This window comes from Halorubrum rutilum (assembly GCF_024494565.1).
Genome location: NZ_JANHDN010000002.1, coordinates 313,171 through 332,372, shown reverse-complemented (window position 1 = coordinate 332,372; position 19,202 = coordinate 313,171). Strand labels below are relative to the sequence as shown.

The window sequence follows — 19,202 nt, the reverse complement described above, 5'->3', positions numbered from 1 at the left end:
AGATCGGTTCCCGAACGCGCCGCGTGCCGCGGGATCCGTCAGTCCGGACCCACGGGTGGTATTAAATACTCGCGTGCGAGAGTAGGTGCCAATGACCGGGTTCGGAGCGCTGTCCGTCGCCCCGCCGTTGCTCGCGATCGTCCTCGCGGTGATCACCCGCAAGGCGGTGCTGTCGCTGTTCCTCGGCGTCTGGTCGGGGGCCGTCATCGTCACGGGCGGGCTCGGGATCGTCCAGACGTTCGAGTGGATCGTCGCGGCGGTGTCCGACGAGTTCCAGGCGACCATCCTCGTCTTCACGCTGCTGCTCGGCTCCGGCGTCGCCATGGTGTGGAACCTCGGCGGCACCGCCGCGGTCCGCGACTGGGCGCTCGACCGCCTCGACTCTCAGCGGCAGGCCGGGCTCGTCGCCTGGGGGCTCGGGATCGTCCTCTTCTTCGACGACTACGCGAACACCGCCATCGTCGGCTCGGCGATGAAGGACGTCTCCGACCGCCTCCGGATCTCCCGCGAGAAGCTCTCGTACGTCGTCGACTCGACGGCGGCGCCGGTGGCGACGCTGGGGATCTCCTCGTGGGTCGCCTTCCAGCTCTCGCTCATCGGCGAGGGGTACGAGGCCGCCGGGGTCGCCGAGGCGAACCGTCCCGGCACGTTCGAGGTGTTCGTCTCGTCGATCCCGTTCAACATGTACGCGATCCTCGCAATCGTGATGGTCCTCCTGATCGTGGGGTCTGGCCGGGACTACGGCGAGATGCTGACGGCCGAGCACCGCTCGTGGACCTCAGGGAAGGTGACCCGCGACGAGGCCGTGCCGATGCAGGACGTCGCGGGCGAGCTCGGCGAGCCGCCGGCGTCGACGCCGCGGCTCGTCAACTTCTTCGTCCCCGTGGCGGTGCTCGTCGCCGTCACGGTCGCGACCGCCCTGTGGTCCGGCGAGTTCTCGCCGGTCGGCTTCGGCGGCGACCTCCTCGCCGGCGAGCTCGGCGCGGCCGGCGGCCGGCTGTGGGACGCCGCGCTCAACGCCTCGTACGAGGTGGCGCTCATGATCGGCTCGTTCGCGATGGTCGCCAGCGGGTTCGTCCTCGGCAGGGTCTACGGCATCTTCGGCGCCGGCGACGCGACCGAGTACACGATCGACGGGTTCTCGATTATGCTCACCGCGGCCTCCATCCTCGTGCTCGCGTGGGGGATCGGCGGGGCGATCGACGCCCTCGGCACCGGGGAGTACGTCGCGAACGCCGCCGTGGGGTCGGTCTCGCCGGCGCTCCTGCCCGCCCTAGTGTTCGTCGTCGCCGGCGTCATCGCCTTCTCGACCGGCACCTCGTGGGGGACGATGGGGATCGTCACCCCGATCGCGATCCCGATCGCGTGGGAGATCAGCGGCGGCGGCGCGGCGGGCCACACGCTCGTGGCGGCGATGGTCGGCGTCATCTTCTCTGGCGCCATCTTCGGCGACCACAGCTCGCCGATCTCCGACACCACCGTCCTCTCGGCGACGTTCACCGGCGCCGACCTGATCGACCACGTGCGGACGCAGATCTACTACGCGGTCACGGTCGCGGCGGTCGTCGTCCTCCTGCTGGTCGTCTGGGGACTGACGCGGGTGACGCCGCTCGCGCTGCTCCCGCTCGGCGCCGCCCTGCTCGCCGGGCTGGTGTACCTCCTCTCGGAGTTCGACGCCGCCCGCCGCGGGATCGACCCGGTCTCGGTCTCGGAGCGGCAGGAAGACGGCGGCGAGGGCGTGTTCGTCGCCGGCGCGGAACAGGACGACTAAACTCTCAACCGACTGTTTAAGAGCGTTCGCCGGTTACCGCGTGATGCGCGCCCTCAGTCCCCGCCCGAGTACTCCCCGATGGGAGCGATGACAGCGCGGAGAACCCAGGCGCGTGACATCCGGTCGCTGACGCGACCCGCCCGTCGCCGCGCAGGCGACCGCCCGCCACGAGGGTTTCCCGGTCGACGCGGCACGCCGCCGGAGATGAGACCGGTCGTTAGTGTCGCGGGCGTACATTTTGAGTGTGTTATTAGAATTATTTGAAAATAATATTTGTAGTATTGATTGTAGCCTACTGTTGAGACAAGAGATCCCATACTGATCCCTATCCTCGTCGTATTCTCGGGTGAACAGTCGATGATGACGAGCCTGGAATGATGTCTGACGAGAGTACAAATATGTCTGATATGTTTGAAGATCCGTGCTACATACAATGCACATATCCATCGAATACAGGTCGGAGCTAAGAAACACCGAATATATTAACCGAACCCACTATACTGCCCGCATTCTGGGCATTGGCCGCTCTGATCGAGGTTTTGAATCCCAATTCTTGTCTTACACTCGTTACACTTTATTACGAAGTCTACCATCAGGATGTTCCCCTCAGTTAGATTTCCACCACACTCTGGGCACTCATCTCCTACCTCATCGCTGGCGAGATCAGCAGGACAATCAGGGCACTCAATCACTATCATATCTATATCACTCCGGTTTGCCACCGGCTTTGTATTTGCGGTGTGAATCACTCTGCTCAACCGCTCGCGCCCACACATATCTTGTACTGACTTCACTCTCTGTATCTCACACGCGTTTTTGTCAGAAGCTGAAGAAATCTCAGAGACGCTGCTGAATACAGGGCGCGTATCGGTCACCGGATGATTGGCATTCCGCGAGTACTTGGATTGGTAGAGACTGATCCAGCAGAGATCGGTTAGCCCAAGGCTACTAACCGTTAGAAAACCGGCACAGACCCGTAACGACAAACTGGTGCTCGACCGATCCTGTGGCCGACTTGCTGGATCTGCTGGTAAAGATATGAGGAGCAATATATTATTAACAAGCGATCTAAAGGACGGTAATGGATTATCAGCTGGCGAATTTGCTTTTCACACTGTTCGCTTGGACAGTGCTGACGATCTTCTTTGTCGCTACAGTCTTTTGGCTCATTGAGATTGTGATTATTGGCCGTGCTCGCCGTGGGGCGATAGAGCACGAACCCGCAGAGGTTGAGGTTCGAGTGATGACCGTAGCGGCTGAACGTGTCGTCCAAGCCACCGTCGACCAACTACCCACAGAACTGGACACTATTCGGGTCATTGCTGAACGACCGATTACCATCGATGGTGCAGAGGTATGTGTCGTCCCTTCTGAGTTTGAGTGTGAGGCCACACGGAAGGGCCGAGCGCTGGAGTGGGCTAGACGAGAGTTGAACTGTAATGCATCGTATATCCTGTATTTGGACGAGGATACGCTCTTGCGAGAGTTCCATGGGTTGCCGGATGCTGACATTGTCCAACTTTCCGAACAACCGATCAGGAGCGACTCGTGGCTCACGTACTTTGCAGAGATATTTAGGATGGGTTTCCAGTTGGAACAAGCCGTATTCCCGAAGTTTCGGTATCCACTGTATGCATGGGGAGGGGGAATCGCTGTCAGAAAGGAACTTGAAGATCAGATCACTTGGGACGTGAACACCGTCACCGAAGACACGAACTTCGTCTGGCGGGCCTTCCAGGCTGGTGAGTGTGCCTTTCAGTTTCTCAACATCCGCGCTATGAACCAAGCCCCGCCATCAGTTCGAGAGATGATCTACCAGCGTCGTCGTTGGATCTCCGGGGCGGCCCGTGATTCCCATCTCTTGCCCCGGCGGTATCAACTGTTGTCGTTAATGCGAAATGCTGCTTGGGGACTGGTCTTCGTGTCACCACTGCTCGCGCTGCCGCTGGTGACGCCGGTGACTGTCGTGCTATTCCCTGTTGTGTACGGCTATGGAATTCTGTTTCAATTAGTGGGACTGTTCGGGTGGGCTGTCCTCGGGTACTGGTACTACGGTGAACGCCCACTCGTTTTAGCGGCCCTGCTCGTGACTATCCCACTGGTAGCAATCATCCACGCAGCAGGTGCATTCTGGGCGATCTTTCAACCGACCACTGAGTTCCGTGTCACCCAAAAGGTGCCACCTGCCGAAGTTGAGGATAGTAGGGCTGCCGAGATCGCCGTCACTGAGAAGCATACCGATTCCGAACAGACTACTGAGGAAACTGAGCCCGTCGAACCCCGTCAGCCATAGTACCCATCCTACTGTAGATGGCCATTACGCACACTCACTGAGCGGTTGGTTCAGCCGAGGATTATTCAAAGAACGGTTCGTATCTGTTGACTGTAAGCTCTGTATTTTGCACGGTGCTACTGACATACTGTGGAGAGGTCAGCATTTGGTATCGGTACCTGAATCCCCTGTACTAACTGCAGTCGCCCCTGTTGTATCACTGACAGAAGATTCCAACAGTCACTCTTTTCACTCAGCCCACTGGCCGAAACCGGACAGATACCCATTTGATCGAGTTCCCTCAGCAGTCTGGTCTCAGTACCGTTACAGATATTCATCTGGGCCGAAACGCGTTCGTGGGCAGTAAGCACTTGATCTATAGGTTTGACTGGATCTACTGATTTTGGGAGTATATAGTCTTCTAAACCGTTACTTCACTTTCACCGAGCCTACTAGTAGATTTTCGTCCGGTAGTGTCGCGGGCGTACATTTCAAGTGTGCTATTAGCTCCCAACGGCAGTTTTACAGCCAGTTTCGACTCACGTATTCGAGCGTCACGTCAGACTGGTCGATATGCTCGGAGAGTTCGTGTACGACATCTCCCACCTCTCGGGCCGAAAGCGCCTGATCCTTCTGAAAGAGGATTCCAGCAGTGTCTTCGATGTCGATCTGAGTGAAGAAGTCGTCATCTTGGGTGAGAACGAGACGGCTCGTCTCGCGTCCGTACACAGCGATCGACCTATCGTCGGTGCCGAGATTGAGTTCCGCCACATCGCCGACCCACTCGACATCGCGACCGAGTTTCCGCAGATAATTGATCGTCGCCTGCTCGACGTTTTCGTCAGCGAGAATGCGATACCCCATCAATCACGCACGTCGTCGGGATCTGTCGTCAGGTGGTCGTGTTCTTCGATCGCGGATTGCCGCCGGCGTTCGGCCGTACGCATCTCTTCGGGATGGTCGTGGTAGTACGTGAGCGCTCGATAGACATCAGCCACGTCGAGGTCGTGGCGATCGGCGACCGTTTTCGGGGGGAGTCCCCGTTCTTCGACCTGTTCTTTGAGGAACTGAACGGTAATCCGTCGGCCTTCGAGATGCGGCTCGTCGTGGAGTTCCCGCACAATACGCCTCGTCACCTGACTCATGCGACACGCTATGTCGCCACCGTACTTGAACGTCTGGGCCGGGATTCACTCCGTTTCACTTCCACCGAGCCCACTAGTGGATTTTCGTCCGGTAGTGTCGCGGGCGCACATTTCGTAACCGAAAGCGGTAGCGCTGTAGAGTCGGGTATCGAACCGTTGACTATCAGTTACTCGTGTAGCCAGTCGTACCACTCGTCGAGGTCAACGACCTCGTTTTCGATGTCTGTCGCTCCGTACTGAGTGAACACTTCGTCCACGACTCGCGCAAGCCCTTCCGGATCCTCGTCGGGGCGGCTCTGATCGTAGTAGAGCAGTAGCCCGGCGTGTTCGATCTCCCGGTGAAGTTCCTCGAAGTCCCGCGCGTTGTTCGTCATCAGCGCGACGCCGTGCTCGCCGCACCACGCCAGTAACTCCGCGTCCTCGGTGAACTCTCCGAACACGTCCTTCGCCTGATCGACCTCGTAGCCGCGCTCGCTGAGCACGCGCTCGAACACTCGCCCGACGTGTTCGTCCAAGAGAATCCGCGTTCCCGTCACTGAATCGTTTCCTTCGGCTTCAGCGAGGACTCGTGAATTCGCTCGAAGGCGTCCTCGTTTTCGCGCTCGAATTCTCGTATCTCCTCAACGTGCGCGTAGTAGTACGAGAGAGCCTCGTAGACTTCAGAGAGGGAGATGTCGAGTTGGTCTGCGATGTGCGCTGGCGATCGGTCGCTATCGAGAACTCCTGCCGCGACGTGCCGGACGCCGACTCTCGTCCCCTCTATTCGGGGTTCGCCTCCGAGGACGGCCTCGTCGCGGGTGATGCTCATACGACGCTGTTAGTCGCGTTCTCGTTTATATCTTTTCTGCGGCCACCCATCGCTCACACTGCTAGTTCCACATTCACCGAGCCTACTAGTAGATTGTCGCCCGATAGCGTCGCGGGCGTACATTCGACTTACCGGAGATACGTCTCTATCTCGTCGACGACGATATCTGCGAACTCGTCGGTAACCCGGCCCTGCCACGCTGCCAGATCTTCGATCCGCGGCGAGTGGACCGCCCACGGGGAGACGAACGACTCGCGTGGAACACCGCCAACCTCCCACACGTCGGAGCCCAACGCAACCGAGTCTTCGTACTCCTTGGTCGATACGGCGACTCCGAGGAACTGCTCGTCGTCGAACGGGTGCGAACTGTTGTTGACGATCAACCACGGACGCTGGCGGTCCTCGCCCGTTTTGAACGGGTCGGAACTCCGAACGACATCTCCCCGTTTCGGTTGCATCTATTACTCCCGTTCACTCGGGTGGGGCTCGGCCGGAGCGACGGCGTCCCAGTCGTCCGGATCGATGCCCCCGTCCTCGTCGTCGAGTCGCTCCGTCGCTGTATGGAGATCGTACGCGTCCTGAACACGGTTCAAATCGTCAGTTATCGCCCAGTATTCCCCTCTGTGTCGGACGAAATCGCGCTGTTTCAGCCGGGAGAGAGCAGTTCCGACCGTATTCGGGTCTTCCTCGATTCCGGTCGCAATTTCCGAGCGGGTGAACGCCTTGTCCCGATTCGTATATAAGTAGACGAGTACCTGCTCGGGAACGCTCGGACTATCCGGTAGCTTCCCCGTTTCAAATTCCTCGATACGGACGGGCATAGACCGTATTTATCGTGCTGATGTAATGAATGTACTGCTGTACCGAAGCCACCGACGGTCAAGACGGTCCCGCGTTCTCCGAGCCTACTAGTGGATTTTCGTCCGGTAGCGTCGCGGACGATATTCCGATCCCGAAGAGCGACGGTGCTCGGCTACTCCGAGTCCCGCAACACCAGCGGCCCGATGGCGAGGGTCCGCTTCGCGAGGGTGAGGACGCGGAGCACGTAGGAGACGAACAGCGAGAACGGGAGCAGCGCGACCGCGAACGCGCCGCCGACGACGAGCGTCACGTGGTCGATTCCGAGGGTGCTCCCGGAGAACGTGCCGGCGTCGACGACCGTGACCATCGCCGCCGCGACGACCAGCGCGGGCACCGCGGCGTAGAGGATGAGCCGCGAGAGGTCGATCAGCGCCCACTGGAAGTACAGCGTCTTCACGTGCTCGCGGGCGGGCCCGAACAGCGACAGCGACTCCCGCAGCGCTTCGAGCGAGTCGCGCTCCGCGTCGGTGAGGGCGTCGCCGTGGTCCGCGACGATGCGCTCGATACGGCCGAGCTTCCGGCCGTAGTTGAAGTCGAGGGCGGCGAACACCACGTCGAAGGAGCCGAACGCCGCGCCGTCGAGGCGGTCGTGCACGGCGTCGGCGTTCCCGACGACGCCCGCGGCGAACTCGTCGACGTCGGCTTCGAGGCCCGTTCCGTCAGGTCCGTCCGGTTCCCCCGACCCGTCGCCGTCGCGTTCGCGGACCGACTCGCGGAGGTCCCGAGCGCGGGCGGACGCGGTCCCGAGGATCGCGTCGAGGAAGCCGGCGGGGTCGGTGGGGGCGGGCTCGCCGGTCAGCTCCGCGACGGAGTCCCGGACCGCGAGCGTGTCGTCCATGCGCTCGCGCTGGTCGCCGAGCGGGCCGTTCTCCTGCGTGAGCACGAGCTGCCCGATCGTGACGACGAGCGTCGCGCCGGTGACGATCGCCGTGATCATCGCCGAGAACAGCGTCTCGATCGGGTCGCTCGCTCCGACCTTCCCGGCGAGAGACGGGGAGAACGCGGCCGACACGGCGACGAACGCGACGAAGACGACGAGCGTCAGGACCCCCGCGACCACGAGCCGGTTCGCGCGCAGCAGCAGCCAGAGCTTCGCCCGGTTCTCGCCGGCGCGCTCGCGCATCGTGTCGGCGGCGGTCGCGTCGCGGTCGGTCGGTCCCCCGTCGGAGTCGTCGCCGGTCGACGCCGCTTCCGACTCCCCGCTCATCGGGGCTCGACGCGCACCGAGAGGTCGTCGACGTAGTGCGTCGCGTCCGACTCCCAGATCACGGCCGTGCCGACGGCGAGGTAGAGCGTGTCCGTCGACAGCTCCGGGGTCGTCCACTCGAAGGCGTACTCGCGCCAGCCGTCCGCGAGCCACAGCGCGTCTCGGAGCCCGCCGTACGGCGTCTCGCCGAGTTCCGTCGTGTCGAGCCCGGGCTGCGGGAAGTCCTCCTCGGTCGCCGGCGGTTCGGGGCCCAGCCGCATCAGCGCGTGCCGGATCGTGTTGAACGACTCCGAGTCGCTCCAGAACTGCCCGGAGACCTCGATCCGATACGACGCGCCGGAGTCGATCGGGACGGGGTGGACCCCCCACGTGACGCCGTCGTCGTAGTCGCCCTGGTTCCAGACCCGGAGGGACCGCTCGCCGGCGGCCGCCTCCTCGTCGGAGACGCCGAGCTCCCAGTCGAAGTCGGCGAGGTCGACCTCGGGTCCGATCGCGGCGCCGGCCTCCCAGTCGCCGATCCCGTCCTCGAACCCCTCCTCGAAGGCCGGGGCGTCGCCGCCGCTCGCACAGCCGGCGAGACCGACCGCGCCGGCCGCGGCTCCCGCCCGGATCAGGTCCCGTCGCCTCACGGCGTCGCGTCGGTTCATGCGGCGACACGACGACCGGCCGACGGATAAGTGCACGTGCCGGGCGGGACTGATGGAGCGGTGCGGCCCGGTGGATCGGTTTTAATACCGGCTTGACGGAACGGGTACCCAATGGTTCCGGGAACGGCGGCCGTGGGGCTCGCGACCGTCGCGCTCACCGTCGTCGGGCTCTGGATCGGCGCCCGCGCGCTCGTCGACTCGACGGTGCGGATCGCGCGGCGGTTCGGCGTCAGCGAGCTCACGATCGGGCTGACGATCGTCGCGATGGGTACCTCGACGCCGGAGCTGGTCGTGACGGTCGACGCGGCGCTGGCGGGGCTCGGCGAGATCGGCGTCGGCAACGTCGTCGGCTCGAACGCCTACAACCTCGCGTTCATCCTCGGCGCGGTGTCGCTGCTGCGGGTGATCCCGGTCGAGCGGTCGCTCGTCCACCGCGACGGGGTCGCGCTGGTGTGCTCGACGCTGGCCGGCGTCGCCGTCCTGTTCGACCGGACCGTCACCGCGGGCGAGGGCGCCCTCCTCGTCGGGGGGTTCGTCGCGTACACCCTGTACCTGATCCGCGACGAGAGCACGGCGCACTCGATCGAGACGGAGTACACGGAGTCCCGGGTCACCGGCGCGGTCCCGGCGCGGCTCTCGCACCGCGCCCGCGACGCGCTGCTGCTCGTCGGCGGGCTGGCCCTCGTCCTGGTCAGCGGCCACTTCATGGTCGAGGCCGCGTCGTCGCTGGCCCGCGGCGCGGGTATCTCCGACTGGGCGATCGGCGGGACGATCGTCGCGGCGGGCACGTCGACCCCCGAGCTCGCCGTCTCGCTCGTCGCCATGCGGCAGGGCCACGTCGGGATGTCGGTCGGGAACGTCGTCGGCAGCAACGTGTTCAACGTGCTCGGGATCCTCGGGATCGCGGCGCTGATCGGCCCGCTCTCGGTCGGGCCCGCAGCGATCGAGACGCTGCTCTGGCTGACGGTCCTCACGGTGCTGATGGTCGCGGCGCTGTGGTCGGGGCGGCGGCTCTCCCGCGCCGAGGGCGCGCTCTTCGTCTGCTCCGAGCTGGCTCGGTGGACGCTCGGACTCCTGCGGATCTTCGGCTGATCCCGCGGGGCTCCCCGAACAACGCTTTTGTAGCTACGGCGACCAGCGACGGGTATGACAGAGGGTTCGGTGTCCGTTCCGCCCGAGCAGTACGAGCGGCTCGCGGCGCTCGCGGCCGCCCGCGGCGTGACGCCCGAGGCCCAGCTCGCCCGCCTCATCGACGACGCCTACGAGGGGCTCGACGGCGACGCGGAGCCGCCGGAGTCGCTCCCGCTCGGCGTCTCCGCGCCGGACGACGGGGAGTGACGGCGCCGGGAGGAGCCGCGGGCGGCTCGGTTCACTTCCACTCCTCGGCGTCGTCCGCGGACCCGAGCTCGCCCTTCGCCCGCCTCGGCGCCCGGCGCAGGGTCAGCGCCAGCACGGCGAGGTAGAAGCACCCGACGAGCGCGAGCACGACGGCGCCGGGGACCGCGCCGACGTCCGCGGTCGCGACGACGCCGCTTCCGGCGGGCGTGAACACCGTGAGCCGGACGACCCACGCGGCGATGAGAACCGTGAAGAGCGGCGCGTACACCCGTCGGAGGCGCCGGGAGACCGCCTCGGCGCTCGGCGTCTTGATCGTCGGCTCGCGGAGGTCCTCGCTCAGGAGCTCCCGCCAGTTCGACTGCTCGACGCCCTCCGGGTCGAGCGCGTTCGCGAACACGTTCTCCTCTAGGAGCCGCACGCGGGACCGCCAGACGTCGAACATGCGGTACCGGCGGATCTCGATCCCGAGGAAGACGCTGAGCATCACGAGCCCGATGAGCAGCACGTAGTGCGGGCGCGACTCGTTCGAGAACGTCCACGTGAGCAGCGACGCCGTCACCACGACCGCCCAGTTGGTCGTCCGGTCGATGCGGGTCCGCCACGAGCTCATCCGCCCGAGCTCGCCGCGGTAGGTGTGACCCATGAGCGAGAGGAGGTCGGAGCGGTCGCCCGCGGCCTCGGCGGCGACCTCGCGCTCCGCCCGCGACCCGGGATCGAAGTCCTCCGGTGGTTCCGACATACCGTCCGTAGCGGGGCGCGACGGGTAAATCCCGATGCGGTCCCCGACGCGATCCGGACCCCCTCGATTCAGGCCGGGTCGGCCCTCGTCGCCTCGACCTCGACGGCGTCGGGGTCGACGCCGATCCGCGCGAACTGCGTGCGGACGTGCTCCTCGGCCGCGTCGAGCGCGGCCGACTTGGTGTCGAACCCCCGGGGCATCGGCTCCTCGAAGGCGACCCGGATCTCCTCGCCGTCGACCGTGAGCGCGGACCCGCCGCTCTCGACCTGATAGAAGGCGTCGCACACCCAGACGTAGGGGGCGTCCTCGTCCGGCGCGCCCCTGTACGTCGGCGGGTCCTCGCCGCGCTCGAACACCGTCCCGGTGAGGTCGGTTCCCCCGCCGCTGCCGCGAACCAGTATCATACCACTCGTAGGACCCCGACGCGGAAAAGCGCCCCGTGACGGGCGCGAGTCGCCGAGACCGCCCCGACGCCCGAGACGCCGGCGCCGCCCGAGGCGACGTGGAGGGGGAAACGCTTTCGGCGTGGCGGCCGGTGGTTCGCCCATGACGCTGGAGGACTTCACCGAGTTCACCGACGACGAGGGCGACGGCGGGGGGGACGCCGCCGGGTCGCCCGTCGACCGCGACGGGGCCGGCGCCGCCGACACCGACGACGCGCCCGACGCGGAGGGGGCGGTCTCGGGAGGCGCGGGTACCGGGGACGGCGGTCGCGCGGTGGCCTCGGGGAACGAGGGCGACCGGAGCGCCGCCGAGGGCGAGGCGGGCGACGGCGACGCGGACGCGGACGCCTTCGCCGCCTACGACGTGGAGCCGGCCGGGGAGGACGCCGGGCTCGGGGTCGTCTCCGTCTCGCAGGGGCTCCGCGTCGCCGAGGAGGACGACGAGACGACGCTGCGGGCGTTCGTCACGACGGGGAACCGCGAGGCGGTTCGGCTGGGGAAGTACCTCCTCGTCCCGTACCCGGACGGCGAGCGGCTGTTCTGTCGGATCACGGGGTTGGAGTACGCTCAGGAGTTCCGCTCGGACGACGCCACCGAGATCCACGCGCGGCGGCAGATGCGCCGGGACGACTTCGCCGAGCGCGACTACAAGTTCATGGCCGAGCTGGAGCCGATGTCGGTCGTCTACGGCGAGGGCGACGGGATGAAGCGGCGGATGACCGACCGGGTGCCGAAGCCGGGCGCGGTCGTCGAGGAGGCCTCCGACGACGCCGAGATCAAGACCGGGCTGAAGATCCCCGAGGACGGCGTCTTCCTCGGCCACCTCTCCGTCGGGGGCGAGAAGGTCCGGACGGCGGCCGAGCCCCCCACCGTCGACTACCGGGTGAAGGACGACTACGCCGACGGCGACCCGCTCGCGTTCCGACACACGCTCGTCGCCGGCGGGACCGGGTCGGGGAAGACCCACGCCTCCAAGAACGTCCTCCGGCAGTACCTCGACGCGGACCGCACGTATCCCACGGGAGACGGCCGGGAGTCGCGGATGGCGGTCGTCCAGTTCGACCCGCAGGACGAGTACGCGCAGATGCACGACGACAACCCGGACCTCGACGCAGACTTCGCCCGGCGGCTGGACCGCGAGGGGATCGCGCACGGCGGCCACGACGACACGGTCGCCCTCGTCCCGCGGGTCGCGAACGCGACGTACCCCGGCGAGGGCCACCGCGCCGAGCGCGTCGAGTTCACGATCCCGTTCTCGCTCGCGCAGGACATGCCGTGGCTCGTCGCCGGCTCCGGGCTCAACGACAACCAGTACCCCGCGCTGTTGACCCTCCTCAACCGCTTCTTCGACGATTACGGCGACTCGGGGACGTACGGCCAGTTCCTCTCGTACCTCGACGACCCGGCGCTCAAAGCGGAGCTCGACGAGAGCGGGCGGGTCCACGAGGCGACGTTCGACGCCGTGAAGCGCCGGGTGCGCGCGGTCCCCGGCGGCGTCTTCGACCAAGACGCGAAGCCGATCACGGAACTCGACCACACCCTCGTCCGTCCCGGCGGACTCTCCGTGGTCCCCACGTACCACCTCCCGACCTCCAGGCAGAAGGAGATCGTCGTGCTCGCGGTCGCGGGGCTCCTCGTCGACGACAAGCTCTCCAACGACCCCGACAGCGACCGGATCGAGGAGACGCCCCTGTTGATCGGCATGGACGAGGCGCACAACTTCCTCGCGGACGCCGACAACGTGCAGGCGCGGAAGGTCGTCCAGAAGTTCACGGAGGCGGCCAAGCAGGGCCGCAAGGAGCGGCTCGGCCTCTTCCTGATCACGCAGGACCCGCAGGACGTGGCGGAGTCCGTGTTCAAACAGGTGAACACGAAGGTCGTGTTGAACCTCGGGGACGAGGACGCCATCAGCAGCGTCAACATCCCGTCGAACCTCGCCGGCAAGGTCCCGTACATGGAGAAGGGGCAGATGGTCGTCTACTCGCCGGACAACTCCGAGCCCGTCGAGCTGATCGGGCTCTCGAAGTGCGTGACGCGCCACGGCGACTGAGCGGGGCGTCGCCGAGTCGGACCCGGTTTCCACGCGGCGGAAGTCGCCGTCGGCCTTTTTGAGGACGGGACGAGAAGCGCCGCGCATGACCAAGCGCATCCTCGCGGCGGTCGACGGCTCGGAGGAGGCGGCCGAGGCGCTGCGGTTCGCGGTCGAAGAGTGGCCCGACGCCGAGGTGACCGCGCTCCACGTGATCAACCCGGCCGACTCGACGACCGGCGCGGAGGGCGGGTTCCCGGGCGCGGTCGACCGGTGGTACGAGGGCGCCAAGGGCCGCGGCGAGCGGATCCTCCGGGAGGCGAGCGAGGCGGTGGACCGCGACGTCGACACCAGGCTGGAGGTGGGCCGGCCGACCGCGACGATCCTCGCGGTCGCGGGCGGCGAGGCCTCGGTCGGCGACGGGGACGGAGAGGGCGGGACCGGCGAGCCGTTCGACCACGTCGTGCTCGCGAGCCGCGGCCGCACGGGGCTCTCGCGCATCCTGCTCGGCAGCGTCGCCGAGGGGGTCGTCCGCCGCGCGGAGGTGCCCGTGACGGTCGTGCGGTAGGCGGAGACGCGGACGCGGCCGTCGGCGCGCGGGGCGCGGACGGCCCGACCCCGCCGTACCTACTCCTCGGCGCGCTCGGCCTCGACGACCTCGCCGACGACGGTCCACCCCTCCTCGTCCGGTCCCGACCGACCCAGCAGCACCGACTCGCGGTCCTCGGAGGTGATCAGCCGGAACTCGGCGTCCCGGTCGGCGTCGGTGCGGACGCCCTCGCCGCGGAACTCGCGCTGGAAGAACTCGGTGGACGAGAACTCGAAGACGCCGGTCTCGCCGTCGTCGAGCGCGAGCCGGACCGGTCGCGGCTGGACGTTGTGGATCCGCTTCGCGATCGGGTGGAGATCGGCCATGAGGGTCAGTCGGCGCGTCGCGGACAAAAGCGGCGGGGTCGGAGCGACGGCGGGCGTCACGGGGCCGTCGCTCTCGGGTCGGAACGCGCGAAAACGCCGCCGGAACGGGCGAAAGACCGCGTTACGCTTCGAGGACGTCGTCGTAGTCGCCGGCGTCGACGCGGTCGTCGAACGTCCGGGCGTCCTCGCCCTCGATGGTGACGCCGAGGGAGGCGCAGGTGCCGCCGACCTCCTTGGCGGCGTTCTTCACGTCGTACGAGAGCAGGTCGGTCGACTTCTGCTCGGCGACCTTCTTCACCTGTTCGATCGACATGTCGGCGACGAAGTCGGTCTGGGGCTCGCCGGAGCCCGTCTCGAACCCGGCCTCGTCCTTGATCAGTTCGGCCGTCGGCGGGACGCCGACCTCGATCGTGAACGAGCCGTCGTCGTCGTACTCGATCGTGACGGGGACCTCCATCCCGTCGAACGCGGCGGTCTCCTCGTTGATCTGCGACACGACGTCCTGGACGTCCACCGGCGTCGGTCCGAGCTCGGGACCGAGCGGCGGGCCGGGGGTGGCCTGCCCGCCGGGGACGAGCGCTTCGATAGTTCCAGCCATGTCCGTACGAACCCGACGCCGACTTTTAACGGTTGTTCTTTCGGGTAGGGGGCGCTAGCGGTTCGCATACGGCGTGACGACGAGCGGGCGCGTCCCGACCTACGACTCCGCGCCGGCCGCGTCGCCCGCGGCGGTCCCCGGGTCGCCGTCGGTGCGCCCCGGGAGGAACGTCCCGGTCTCGCGGCGGACGCCGACGAGCAGCGCGACGCCCGCGGCGAGGGGGAAGACCGCGCAGGCGGCGTACACCGGCGCGAAGCCGACCGCGTCGATCAGCGGCAGCGACACCATCGGGCCGAGCGCGCCCCCGACGTCGCCGAACACGTTGTTCGTCCCGGAGGCCCGCCCCATCCGCTCGTCGGGGGTGAGGTCGGCGAGCAGCGCCATCATCGGGCCGCTCGTGCCGCCCTGTCCGGCGCCGATACAGACGCAGGCGAGCGCGAGGTCGAGGACGGACCCCGACCGAGCGAGCAGGAGGAACCCGACGAACGAGACGACGAGGAAGGTCAGGAGGACCGGCGTGCGCGAGTCCCGAGAGTCCGATATCCGACCGCCGACGAGCATGAAGCACGCGGCCGAAACGACCGTACCGGCCATGAACAGCCCGGAGGTCCCCTGCGGGGCGAGTCCGAGGAGAGAGATGTCGTTCTCGCCGAGGAATAAGACGAGGGTGGAGAACAGCGCGCCGATGTACGCGAACAGCAGCCCGAAGTTGACCAGCCCGACCGTCAGCGCGGGGACCGCGGTGTCGACGTCCCACGGCCTGATCGAGTCCCCCGAGCGGTCGCCCGTGACGTGCGTCTCCGGGACGAACCGGTGGGCCACGACGCTGGCGGTGAGCGCGAACGCGGCGGCGACGGCGAAGGCGGCGGCGTTGCCGGCCAGCGACGAGACGACCCCGCCGAGCACGAGCCCGGCAGGGAACCCCATCGTGATGCCGCCGCGGACGACCCCCATGTTCGTCCCGCGCGAGCCGCTGTCGGAGAGGTCGGCCGCGATGGTGTAGGCCGTCGCGAACACCGCGGCGGAGCCGACTCCCCAGAGGATCCGCGCGAGGAGGAACCACGTCTCGGGCGCGACGGCGACCGAGACCGCCGCGAACCACCACTCGGGTCCGACGGTGACGGGGCCGGCCGCGATCCGCGGCAGCGACGCCGCGAGGGGGCGGAGCGACTCGGCCGGCGGCACCGCGAGCGCGACCACGTAGCCGAGCGTCGCGACCCCCTCGACGAGGAGCCCGTAGACGAACGGCCTGCGCGTCCCGTACCTGTCGACGAGGGCGCCGGCCGGCGCGTTCGCGACGAGCCGGACCCAGCGGTTCGCCGAGAGGATGAGCCCGACCGTGAACGCCGAGATGCCGAGGACCGCGCCGAGGTTCGGCAGGATCGGGAAGACGACGCCCCCGCCGAACCCGACGAAGAAGGTGCTGGCGATGACCGCGAGCAGCACGGTCGGCGGCCGGTCGAAGCCGAGCCGCCCCATCTCAGGGGCCTCGCCGAGGGGCCGAGTCCAGCCCGCGTCGCGTCGGGCCCGCGGTCATTCGGTCTCGTCCTCGCGGAGCATCGAGGCGATCCCGTCCTCCGGCGAGGGGAGCGCCACGCCCTCGGCGAGCAGCGGCTCGACGACCCGCTGGAGCGTCGCCTCGGCGACCCGCCGGGTGTACGTCGGCTCGGGGAGGTCGGCGGCGTCGACCGCGTCGTCGCCGTCGCCGCCGGTGAGGGTGATCTGTCTGGTCCGCGCGCCGTCGAGGGTGGCGACGACGAGGGCGGCCGTCTCCTCGACGTCGACCTCGCGGAAGACCCCCTCCTCGATCCCCGATTCGAGGATGTCGGCGACGGTGCCGCGCAGCAGCCGGTCGCTCCTGACCAGCTGCTCGCGGATGCGCTCGTTGAACGGGCCCTGCGTCCGGAGCTCGAGCAGGGCGATGTGGAACGCCTCGCGGTCGGCGGCGTCGGCCTCGAAGACGAACCAGCCGACGAACCCCGCGAGCCGCTCCGCCGGGGGATCGTCGGCGCGGGCCCGGATCCGCGCCTCCGAGTCGGTGATGACGTAGTCGAGGAACGCGACGAGGAGGTCCTCCTTCGTGTCGTAGTGGTAGTGGAGCAGCGACTTGCTCTTCGAGCACTCGTCGGCGATGTCCTGCATCGTGACGTCGGCGTAGCCGTGGGCGCGGAGCGCGCGGTAGACCCCGTCCATGATCTCGTCGGCCGGGCCCGGCTGGTCGCTCATTGACTGACCAGTCAGTCAGCGATCGGTAAATCCCTGTCGGTCGGCGTTGCGCGTAGCCGCCGCTCGGGGTCTAGAGCGGTCGAAAAGCCGATACAACCTTGAAACGTCGTCGTCAGCGGTTACAGACGGGTGACGTTCGTGGCGCGCGGACCCTTGTCCGCCTCCTCGATGTCGAACTCGACTTCCTGACCCTCCTCCAGGTCCGGGCCGCCGACGTCCTCCATGTGGAAGAACACGTCCTCGTCCGCGTCGTCAGTCTCGATGAATCCGTAGCCGCCGGTGTCGTTGAAGAAGTCAACCTTCCCTTTCGCCATTGCGTCCGTACGAGCGGGAGGAGTACATAAAAGGCTTCCGCGAGCGGGAGCGGCGTGACAGGCGGAGTCACACCCCGGCGAGCCGGGATCGTTTCGGGCCGTCCCCGCCGTGTTAGTAACTACTATACGACCCCAGTACGGAACCGTTAGACATGAGTCAGTCGTACAATCGAGGCCTCATCGAGGACTTCAGCCGGTGGCGGGAGTTCGAGGCGGGGATGTGGGCCTGGATCTTCCATAAGTTCACGGGGTGGGTGCTCATCGGCTACCTGTTCACCCACATCGCCGTGTTGAGCACCGGTATCCCGGCGGCGGGCGCGAGCGAGGCCGCGATCATGGCGGGAGAGGACGTGTACACCCAGACGATCGTCAGCCTCGAGAGCCTGCTCTTAGTGCGGCTCCTCGAAGTCGGGCTGCTGGCGGTGGCCGTCTTCCACATGCTCAACGGGACCCGGCTCCTCCTCGTCGACCTCGGCGTCGGTCTGGAGTCGCAGAACAAGAGCTTCTACGCGTCGCTGATCCTGACCGGAGCGATCACCGTCGCGTCGGTGCCGACGTTCATCGCGGGGGCGTTCTGAGATGGCCGAGCGCTACTCCTCGTTCCAGTCGGGCGGGCGGATGTGGCTGCTCCAGCGGGTCACGGCGGCGTTCCTGCTCGTCGTGTTAGCGTTCCACTTCTTCCTGCTCCACTTCGTCCACCACGCGGACGAGGTCTCGTTCCTCGCCAGCTCGGCGCGGATGGAGAACCTGAGCTACTACTCGCTGATGATCCTCTTCCTCGTGACCGCGACGTTCCACGGGGTCAACGGCGTCTACAACGCCCTCGTCAATCAGGGGCTCACCGGCACGAAACGCACCGTCATCAAGTGGACCCTCGTCGCCGCGAGCGTCGTCCTGATCGTGCAGGGCGTGCGCACCGCGAACGCGTGGGCCGGAATCGGACTCTACTGAACCGACCATGAGCACACAGATACCCAAGCAGACCGAGGAATCGAGCGAGACCGAGACCGAGGCCGACGTCGCCTCGAAGGGCGACGAGCGGCGGACCGAGAAGCGCCGCCGGGCCGCGGAGGAGCGCGCCCGCCGGCAGGCCGAAGAGGCCGAGAAGGCCGCGGCCGACGAGGACACGATCGAGCTGAAGGTGTTCCGGTACGACCCCGAGATCGAGGGGAAACAGGAGCCCCGGTTCGACACGTTCCACGTCCCGTTCACCAAGGGGATGACCGTCCTCGACGCGCTGATGTACTCGCGGGACAACTACGACTCCTCGCTCACGTTCCGCCACTCCTGCCGGCAGGCGGTGTGCGGCTCGGACGCCATGTTCGTCAACGGCGGCCAGAAGCTGGCGTGTAAGACCCAGATCGTCGACTTAGAGGAGCCGATCCGCGTCGAGCCGCTCCCGCACGCCGAGGTCGAGAAGGACCTCGTCGTCGACATGGAGCACTTCTACGACCAGATGGAGGCGGTCGAGCCCTACTTCCAGACGAACGAATACCCCGACGGCGAGCTGGAGGAGCAGCGCCAGACGCGGGAGAACCGCGAGAAGGTGAAGATGTCGACGCGGTGCATCTGGTGCGGCGCCTGCATGTCCTCGTGTAACATCGCCGCCGGCGACAACGAGTACCTCGGTCCCGCCGCGATCAACAAGGCGTACCGGTTCGCCATGGACGAGCGCGAGGGCGAGGACATCAAGCAGAAGCGGCTGGAGATCATCGAACAGGAGCACGGCGTCTGGCGGTGTCAGACCCAGTTCTCCTGTACCGAGGTGTGCCCGAAGGACATCCCGCTCACAGAGCACATCCAGGAGCTGAAGCGCGAGGCCGTCAAGAACAACCTGAAGTTCTGGTAGCGACGGGAGACACCCCTAAGTCACTCCAGATCCAACCGAT

Annotated in this window: 24 protein-coding genes; 9 read left to right on the top strand and 15 right to left on the bottom strand. The window is 66.6% G+C overall.

Features of this window, described 5'->3' with window-relative positions; genetic code table 11:
• Window positions 1-91 precede the first annotated feature (91 nt).
• Both NO900_RS05165 and NO900_RS05160 read left to right on the top strand, forming a co-directional pair.
• Complete coding sequence (locus NO900_RS05165; RefSeq protein ID WP_256408152.1) at window positions 92-1,771, top strand: Na+/H+ antiporter NhaC family protein; 1,680 nt, start codon at window positions 92-94, stop codon at window positions 1,769-1,771.
• 1,081 nt (window positions 1,772-2,852) lie between these two features.
• Window positions 2,853-4,064, top strand: a complete 1,212-nt coding sequence (locus NO900_RS05160; RefSeq protein WP_256408151.1) for a glycosyltransferase family 2 protein — start codon at window positions 2,853-2,855, stop codon at window positions 4,062-4,064.
• 501 nt (window positions 4,065-4,565) lie between these two features.
• Here NO900_RS05160 and NO900_RS05155 read toward each other — a convergent pair.
• The 8 genes from NO900_RS05155 to NO900_RS05120 all read right to left on the bottom strand — a co-directional run bounded on the left by NO900_RS05155 (window position 4,566) and on the right by NO900_RS05120 (window position 8,711).
• Window positions 4,566-4,907, bottom strand: coding sequence for a DUF5615 family PIN-like protein (locus NO900_RS05155; RefSeq protein ID WP_256408150.1), 342 nt, complete (start codon window positions 4,905-4,907; stop codon window positions 4,566-4,568).
• Window positions 4,907-5,188 carry a DUF433 domain-containing protein gene (locus NO900_RS05150; RefSeq protein ID WP_256408149.1) on the bottom strand — a complete coding sequence of 94 codons (282 nt, stop codon included), beginning with the start codon at window positions 5,186-5,188 and terminating at the stop codon, window positions 4,907-4,909. Before NO900_RS05150 ends, NO900_RS05155 begins: the two co-directional genes overlap by 1 nt.
• Before the next feature lie 167 nt (window positions 5,189-5,355).
• Window positions 5,356-5,724 (bottom strand): DUF5615 family PIN-like protein, encoded by a 369-nt coding sequence (locus NO900_RS05145; protein WP_256408148.1) that lies wholly within the window; start codon window positions 5,722-5,724, stop codon window positions 5,356-5,358.
• Window positions 5,721-5,996, bottom strand: a complete 276-nt coding sequence (locus NO900_RS05140) for a DUF433 domain-containing protein (RefSeq protein ID WP_256408147.1) — start codon at window positions 5,994-5,996, stop codon at window positions 5,721-5,723. Before NO900_RS05140 ends, NO900_RS05145 begins: the two co-directional genes overlap by 4 nt.
• 128 nt (window positions 5,997-6,124) lie before the next feature.
• The gene (locus NO900_RS05135) at window positions 6,125-6,454 is read right to left on the bottom strand and encodes a hypothetical protein (protein WP_256408146.1); all 330 of its coding nucleotides are present in this window, start codon (window positions 6,452-6,454) and stop codon (window positions 6,125-6,127) included.
• 3 nt (window positions 6,455-6,457) lie between these two features.
• A complete protein-coding gene (locus tag NO900_RS05130; RefSeq protein WP_256408145.1) occupies window positions 6,458-6,817 on the bottom strand; it encodes a hypothetical protein in 360 nt (119 codons plus the stop codon).
• Window positions 6,818-6,969: 152 nt separating this feature from the next.
• Window positions 6,970-8,064, bottom strand: a complete 1,095-nt coding sequence (locus NO900_RS05125; protein ID WP_256408144.1) for a DUF7972 family membrane protein — start codon at window positions 8,062-8,064, stop codon at window positions 6,970-6,972.
• Window positions 8,061-8,711, bottom strand: coding sequence for a hypothetical protein (locus NO900_RS05120; RefSeq protein ID WP_256408143.1), 651 nt, complete (start codon window positions 8,709-8,711; stop codon window positions 8,061-8,063). The genes NO900_RS05125 and NO900_RS05120 overlap by 4 nt, the downstream gene beginning before the upstream one ends.
• A 111-nt stretch (window positions 8,712-8,822) precedes the next feature.
• On the opposite strand from NO900_RS05120, the gene NO900_RS05115 reads away from it, so the two are divergent.
• Both NO900_RS05115 and NO900_RS05110 read left to right on the top strand, forming a co-directional pair.
• Window positions 8,823-9,803: a calcium/sodium antiporter gene (locus NO900_RS05115; RefSeq protein ID WP_256408142.1), complete on the top strand. Its 981-nt coding sequence runs from the start codon at window positions 8,823-8,825 to the stop codon at window positions 9,801-9,803.
• 54 nt (window positions 9,804-9,857) lie between these two features.
• The gene (locus NO900_RS05110) at window positions 9,858-10,049 is read left to right on the top strand and encodes a hypothetical protein (protein ID WP_256408141.1); all 192 of its coding nucleotides are present in this window, start codon (window positions 9,858-9,860) and stop codon (window positions 10,047-10,049) included.
• 31 nt (window positions 10,050-10,080) lie between these two features.
• On the opposite strand, the gene NO900_RS05105 is transcribed toward NO900_RS05110, so the two are convergent.
• Complete coding sequence (locus tag NO900_RS05105) at window positions 10,081-10,788, bottom strand: DUF2270 domain-containing protein (RefSeq protein ID WP_256408140.1); 708 nt, start codon at window positions 10,786-10,788, stop codon at window positions 10,081-10,083.
• A 68-nt stretch (window positions 10,789-10,856) separates the two neighbouring features.
• Complete coding sequence (locus NO900_RS05100; RefSeq protein WP_256408139.1) at window positions 10,857-11,192, bottom strand: DUF7113 family protein; 336 nt, start codon at window positions 11,190-11,192, stop codon at window positions 10,857-10,859.
• A gap of 142 nt (window positions 11,193-11,334) precedes the next feature.
• On the opposite strand from NO900_RS05100, the gene NO900_RS05095 reads away from it, so the two are divergent.
• Both NO900_RS05095 and NO900_RS05090 read left to right on the top strand, forming a co-directional pair.
• Window positions 11,335-13,281, top strand: a complete 1,947-nt coding sequence (locus NO900_RS05095; protein WP_256408138.1) for an ATP-binding protein — start codon at window positions 11,335-11,337, stop codon at window positions 13,279-13,281.
• 85 nt (window positions 13,282-13,366) lie between these two features.
• Window positions 13,367-13,828, top strand: a complete 462-nt coding sequence (locus tag NO900_RS05090; protein WP_256408137.1) for a universal stress protein — start codon at window positions 13,367-13,369, stop codon at window positions 13,826-13,828.
• Window positions 13,829-13,887: 59 nt separating this feature from the next.
• Here NO900_RS05090 and NO900_RS05085 read toward each other — a convergent pair whose 3' ends face one another.
• From NO900_RS05085 to NO900_RS05065, 5 genes are all read right to left on the bottom strand, one after another.
• Complete coding sequence (locus NO900_RS05085) at window positions 13,888-14,175, bottom strand: DUF8072 family protein (RefSeq protein ID WP_256408136.1); 288 nt, start codon at window positions 14,173-14,175, stop codon at window positions 13,888-13,890.
• A gap of 121 nt (window positions 14,176-14,296) precedes the next feature.
• Window positions 14,297-14,773 (bottom strand): 50S ribosomal protein L11, encoded by a 477-nt coding sequence (locus NO900_RS05080; RefSeq protein ID WP_256408135.1) that lies wholly within the window; start codon window positions 14,771-14,773, stop codon window positions 14,297-14,299.
• Between the two features lie 99 nt (window positions 14,774-14,872).
• Window positions 14,873-16,252: an MFS transporter gene (locus tag NO900_RS05075; RefSeq protein ID WP_256408134.1), complete on the bottom strand. Its 1,380-nt coding sequence runs from the start codon at window positions 16,250-16,252 to the stop codon at window positions 14,873-14,875.
• A 54-nt stretch (window positions 16,253-16,306) separates the two neighbouring features.
• Window positions 16,307-16,999 (bottom strand): TetR/AcrR family transcriptional regulator, encoded by a 693-nt coding sequence (locus NO900_RS05070; RefSeq protein WP_256408133.1) that lies wholly within the window; start codon window positions 16,997-16,999, stop codon window positions 16,307-16,309.
• Window positions 17,000-17,118: 119 nt separating this feature from the next.
• Window positions 17,119-17,313: a cold-shock protein gene (locus NO900_RS05065; RefSeq protein WP_092566404.1), complete on the bottom strand. Its 195-nt coding sequence runs from the start codon at window positions 17,311-17,313 to the stop codon at window positions 17,119-17,121.
• Window positions 17,314-17,465: 152 nt separating this feature from the next.
• Here NO900_RS05065 and sdhC point away from each other — a divergent pair, with 152 nt between their 5' ends.
• From sdhC to NO900_RS05050, 3 genes are read left to right on the top strand one after another with little or no spacing between them, the layout of a single operon-like run.
• Entirely contained in the window at window positions 17,466-17,891 is a 426-nt protein-coding gene (sdhC, locus tag NO900_RS05060) for a succinate dehydrogenase, cytochrome b556 subunit (RefSeq protein WP_092566405.1), read from the top strand.
• Between the two features lies 1 nt (window position 17,892).
• The gene (locus NO900_RS05055) at window positions 17,893-18,264 is read left to right on the top strand and encodes a succinate dehydrogenase/fumarate reductase transmembrane subunit (RefSeq protein WP_256408132.1); all 372 of its coding nucleotides are present in this window, start codon (window positions 17,893-17,895) and stop codon (window positions 18,262-18,264) included.
• 7 nt (window positions 18,265-18,271) lie between these two features.
• Window positions 18,272-19,162 (top strand): succinate dehydrogenase/fumarate reductase iron-sulfur subunit, encoded by an 891-nt coding sequence (locus NO900_RS05050; RefSeq protein ID WP_256408131.1) that lies wholly within the window; start codon window positions 18,272-18,274, stop codon window positions 19,160-19,162.
• Window positions 19,163-19,202 lie beyond the last annotated feature (40 nt).

Bases quoted from the DNA above. Each gene is read 5' to 3' on its own strand.
- NO900_RS05165 (WP_256408152.1), top strand. From the start codon at position 92: ATGACCGGGTTCGGAGCGCTGTCCGTCGCCCCGCCGTTGCTCGCGATC.
- NO900_RS05160 (WP_256408151.1), top strand. From the start codon at position 2,853: ATGGATTATCAGCTGGCGAATTTGCTTTTCACACTGTTCGCTTGGACA.
- NO900_RS05155 (WP_256408150.1), bottom strand. From the start codon at position 4,907: ATGGGGTATCGCATTCTCGCTGACGAAAACGTCGAGCAGGCGACGATC.
- NO900_RS05150 (WP_256408149.1), bottom strand. From the start codon at position 5,188: ATGAGTCAGGTGACGAGGCGTATTGTGCGGGAACTCCACGACGAGCCG.
- NO900_RS05140 (WP_256408147.1), bottom strand. From the start codon at position 5,996: ATGAGCATCACCCGCGACGAGGCCGTCCTCGGAGGCGAACCCCGAATA.
- NO900_RS05135 (WP_256408146.1), bottom strand. From the start codon at position 6,454: ATGCAACCGAAACGGGGAGATGTCGTTCGGAGTTCCGACCCGTTCAAA.
- NO900_RS05130 (WP_256408145.1), bottom strand. From the start codon at position 6,817: ATGCCCGTCCGTATCGAGGAATTTGAAACGGGGAAGCTACCGGATAGT.
- NO900_RS05125 (WP_256408144.1), bottom strand. From the start codon at position 8,064: ATGAGCGGGGAGTCGGAAGCGGCGTCGACCGGCGACGACTCCGACGGG.
- NO900_RS05120 (WP_256408143.1), bottom strand. From the start codon at position 8,711: ATGAACCGACGCGACGCCGTGAGGCGACGGGACCTGATCCGGGCGGGA.
- NO900_RS05115 (WP_256408142.1), top strand. From the start codon at position 8,823: ATGGTTCCGGGAACGGCGGCCGTGGGGCTCGCGACCGTCGCGCTCACC.
- NO900_RS05110 (WP_256408141.1), top strand. From the start codon at position 9,858: ATGACAGAGGGTTCGGTGTCCGTTCCGCCCGAGCAGTACGAGCGGCTC.
- NO900_RS05105 (WP_256408140.1), bottom strand. From the start codon at position 10,788: ATGTCGGAACCACCGGAGGACTTCGATCCCGGGTCGCGGGCGGAGCGC.
- NO900_RS05100 (WP_256408139.1), bottom strand. From the start codon at position 11,192: ATGATACTGGTTCGCGGCAGCGGCGGGGGAACCGACCTCACCGGGACG.
- NO900_RS05095 (WP_256408138.1), top strand. From the start codon at position 11,335: ATGACGCTGGAGGACTTCACCGAGTTCACCGACGACGAGGGCGACGGC.
- NO900_RS05090 (WP_256408137.1), top strand. From the start codon at position 13,367: ATGACCAAGCGCATCCTCGCGGCGGTCGACGGCTCGGAGGAGGCGGCC.
- NO900_RS05085 (WP_256408136.1), bottom strand. From the start codon at position 14,175: ATGGCCGATCTCCACCCGATCGCGAAGCGGATCCACAACGTCCAGCCG.
- NO900_RS05080 (WP_256408135.1), bottom strand. From the start codon at position 14,773: ATGGCTGGAACTATCGAAGCGCTCGTCCCCGGCGGGCAGGCCACCCCC.
- NO900_RS05075 (WP_256408134.1), bottom strand. From the start codon at position 16,252: ATGGGGCGGCTCGGCTTCGACCGGCCGCCGACCGTGCTGCTCGCGGTC.
- NO900_RS05070 (WP_256408133.1), bottom strand. From the start codon at position 16,999: ATGAGCGACCAGCCGGGCCCGGCCGACGAGATCATGGACGGGGTCTAC.
- NO900_RS05065 (WP_092566404.1), bottom strand. From the start codon at position 17,313: ATGGCGAAAGGGAAGGTTGACTTCTTCAACGACACCGGCGGCTACGGA.
- sdhC (WP_092566405.1), top strand. From the start codon at position 17,466: ATGAGTCAGTCGTACAATCGAGGCCTCATCGAGGACTTCAGCCGGTGG.
- NO900_RS05055 (WP_256408132.1), top strand. From the start codon at position 17,893: ATGGCCGAGCGCTACTCCTCGTTCCAGTCGGGCGGGCGGATGTGGCTG.
- NO900_RS05050 (WP_256408131.1), top strand. From the start codon at position 18,272: ATGAGCACACAGATACCCAAGCAGACCGAGGAATCGAGCGAGACCGAG.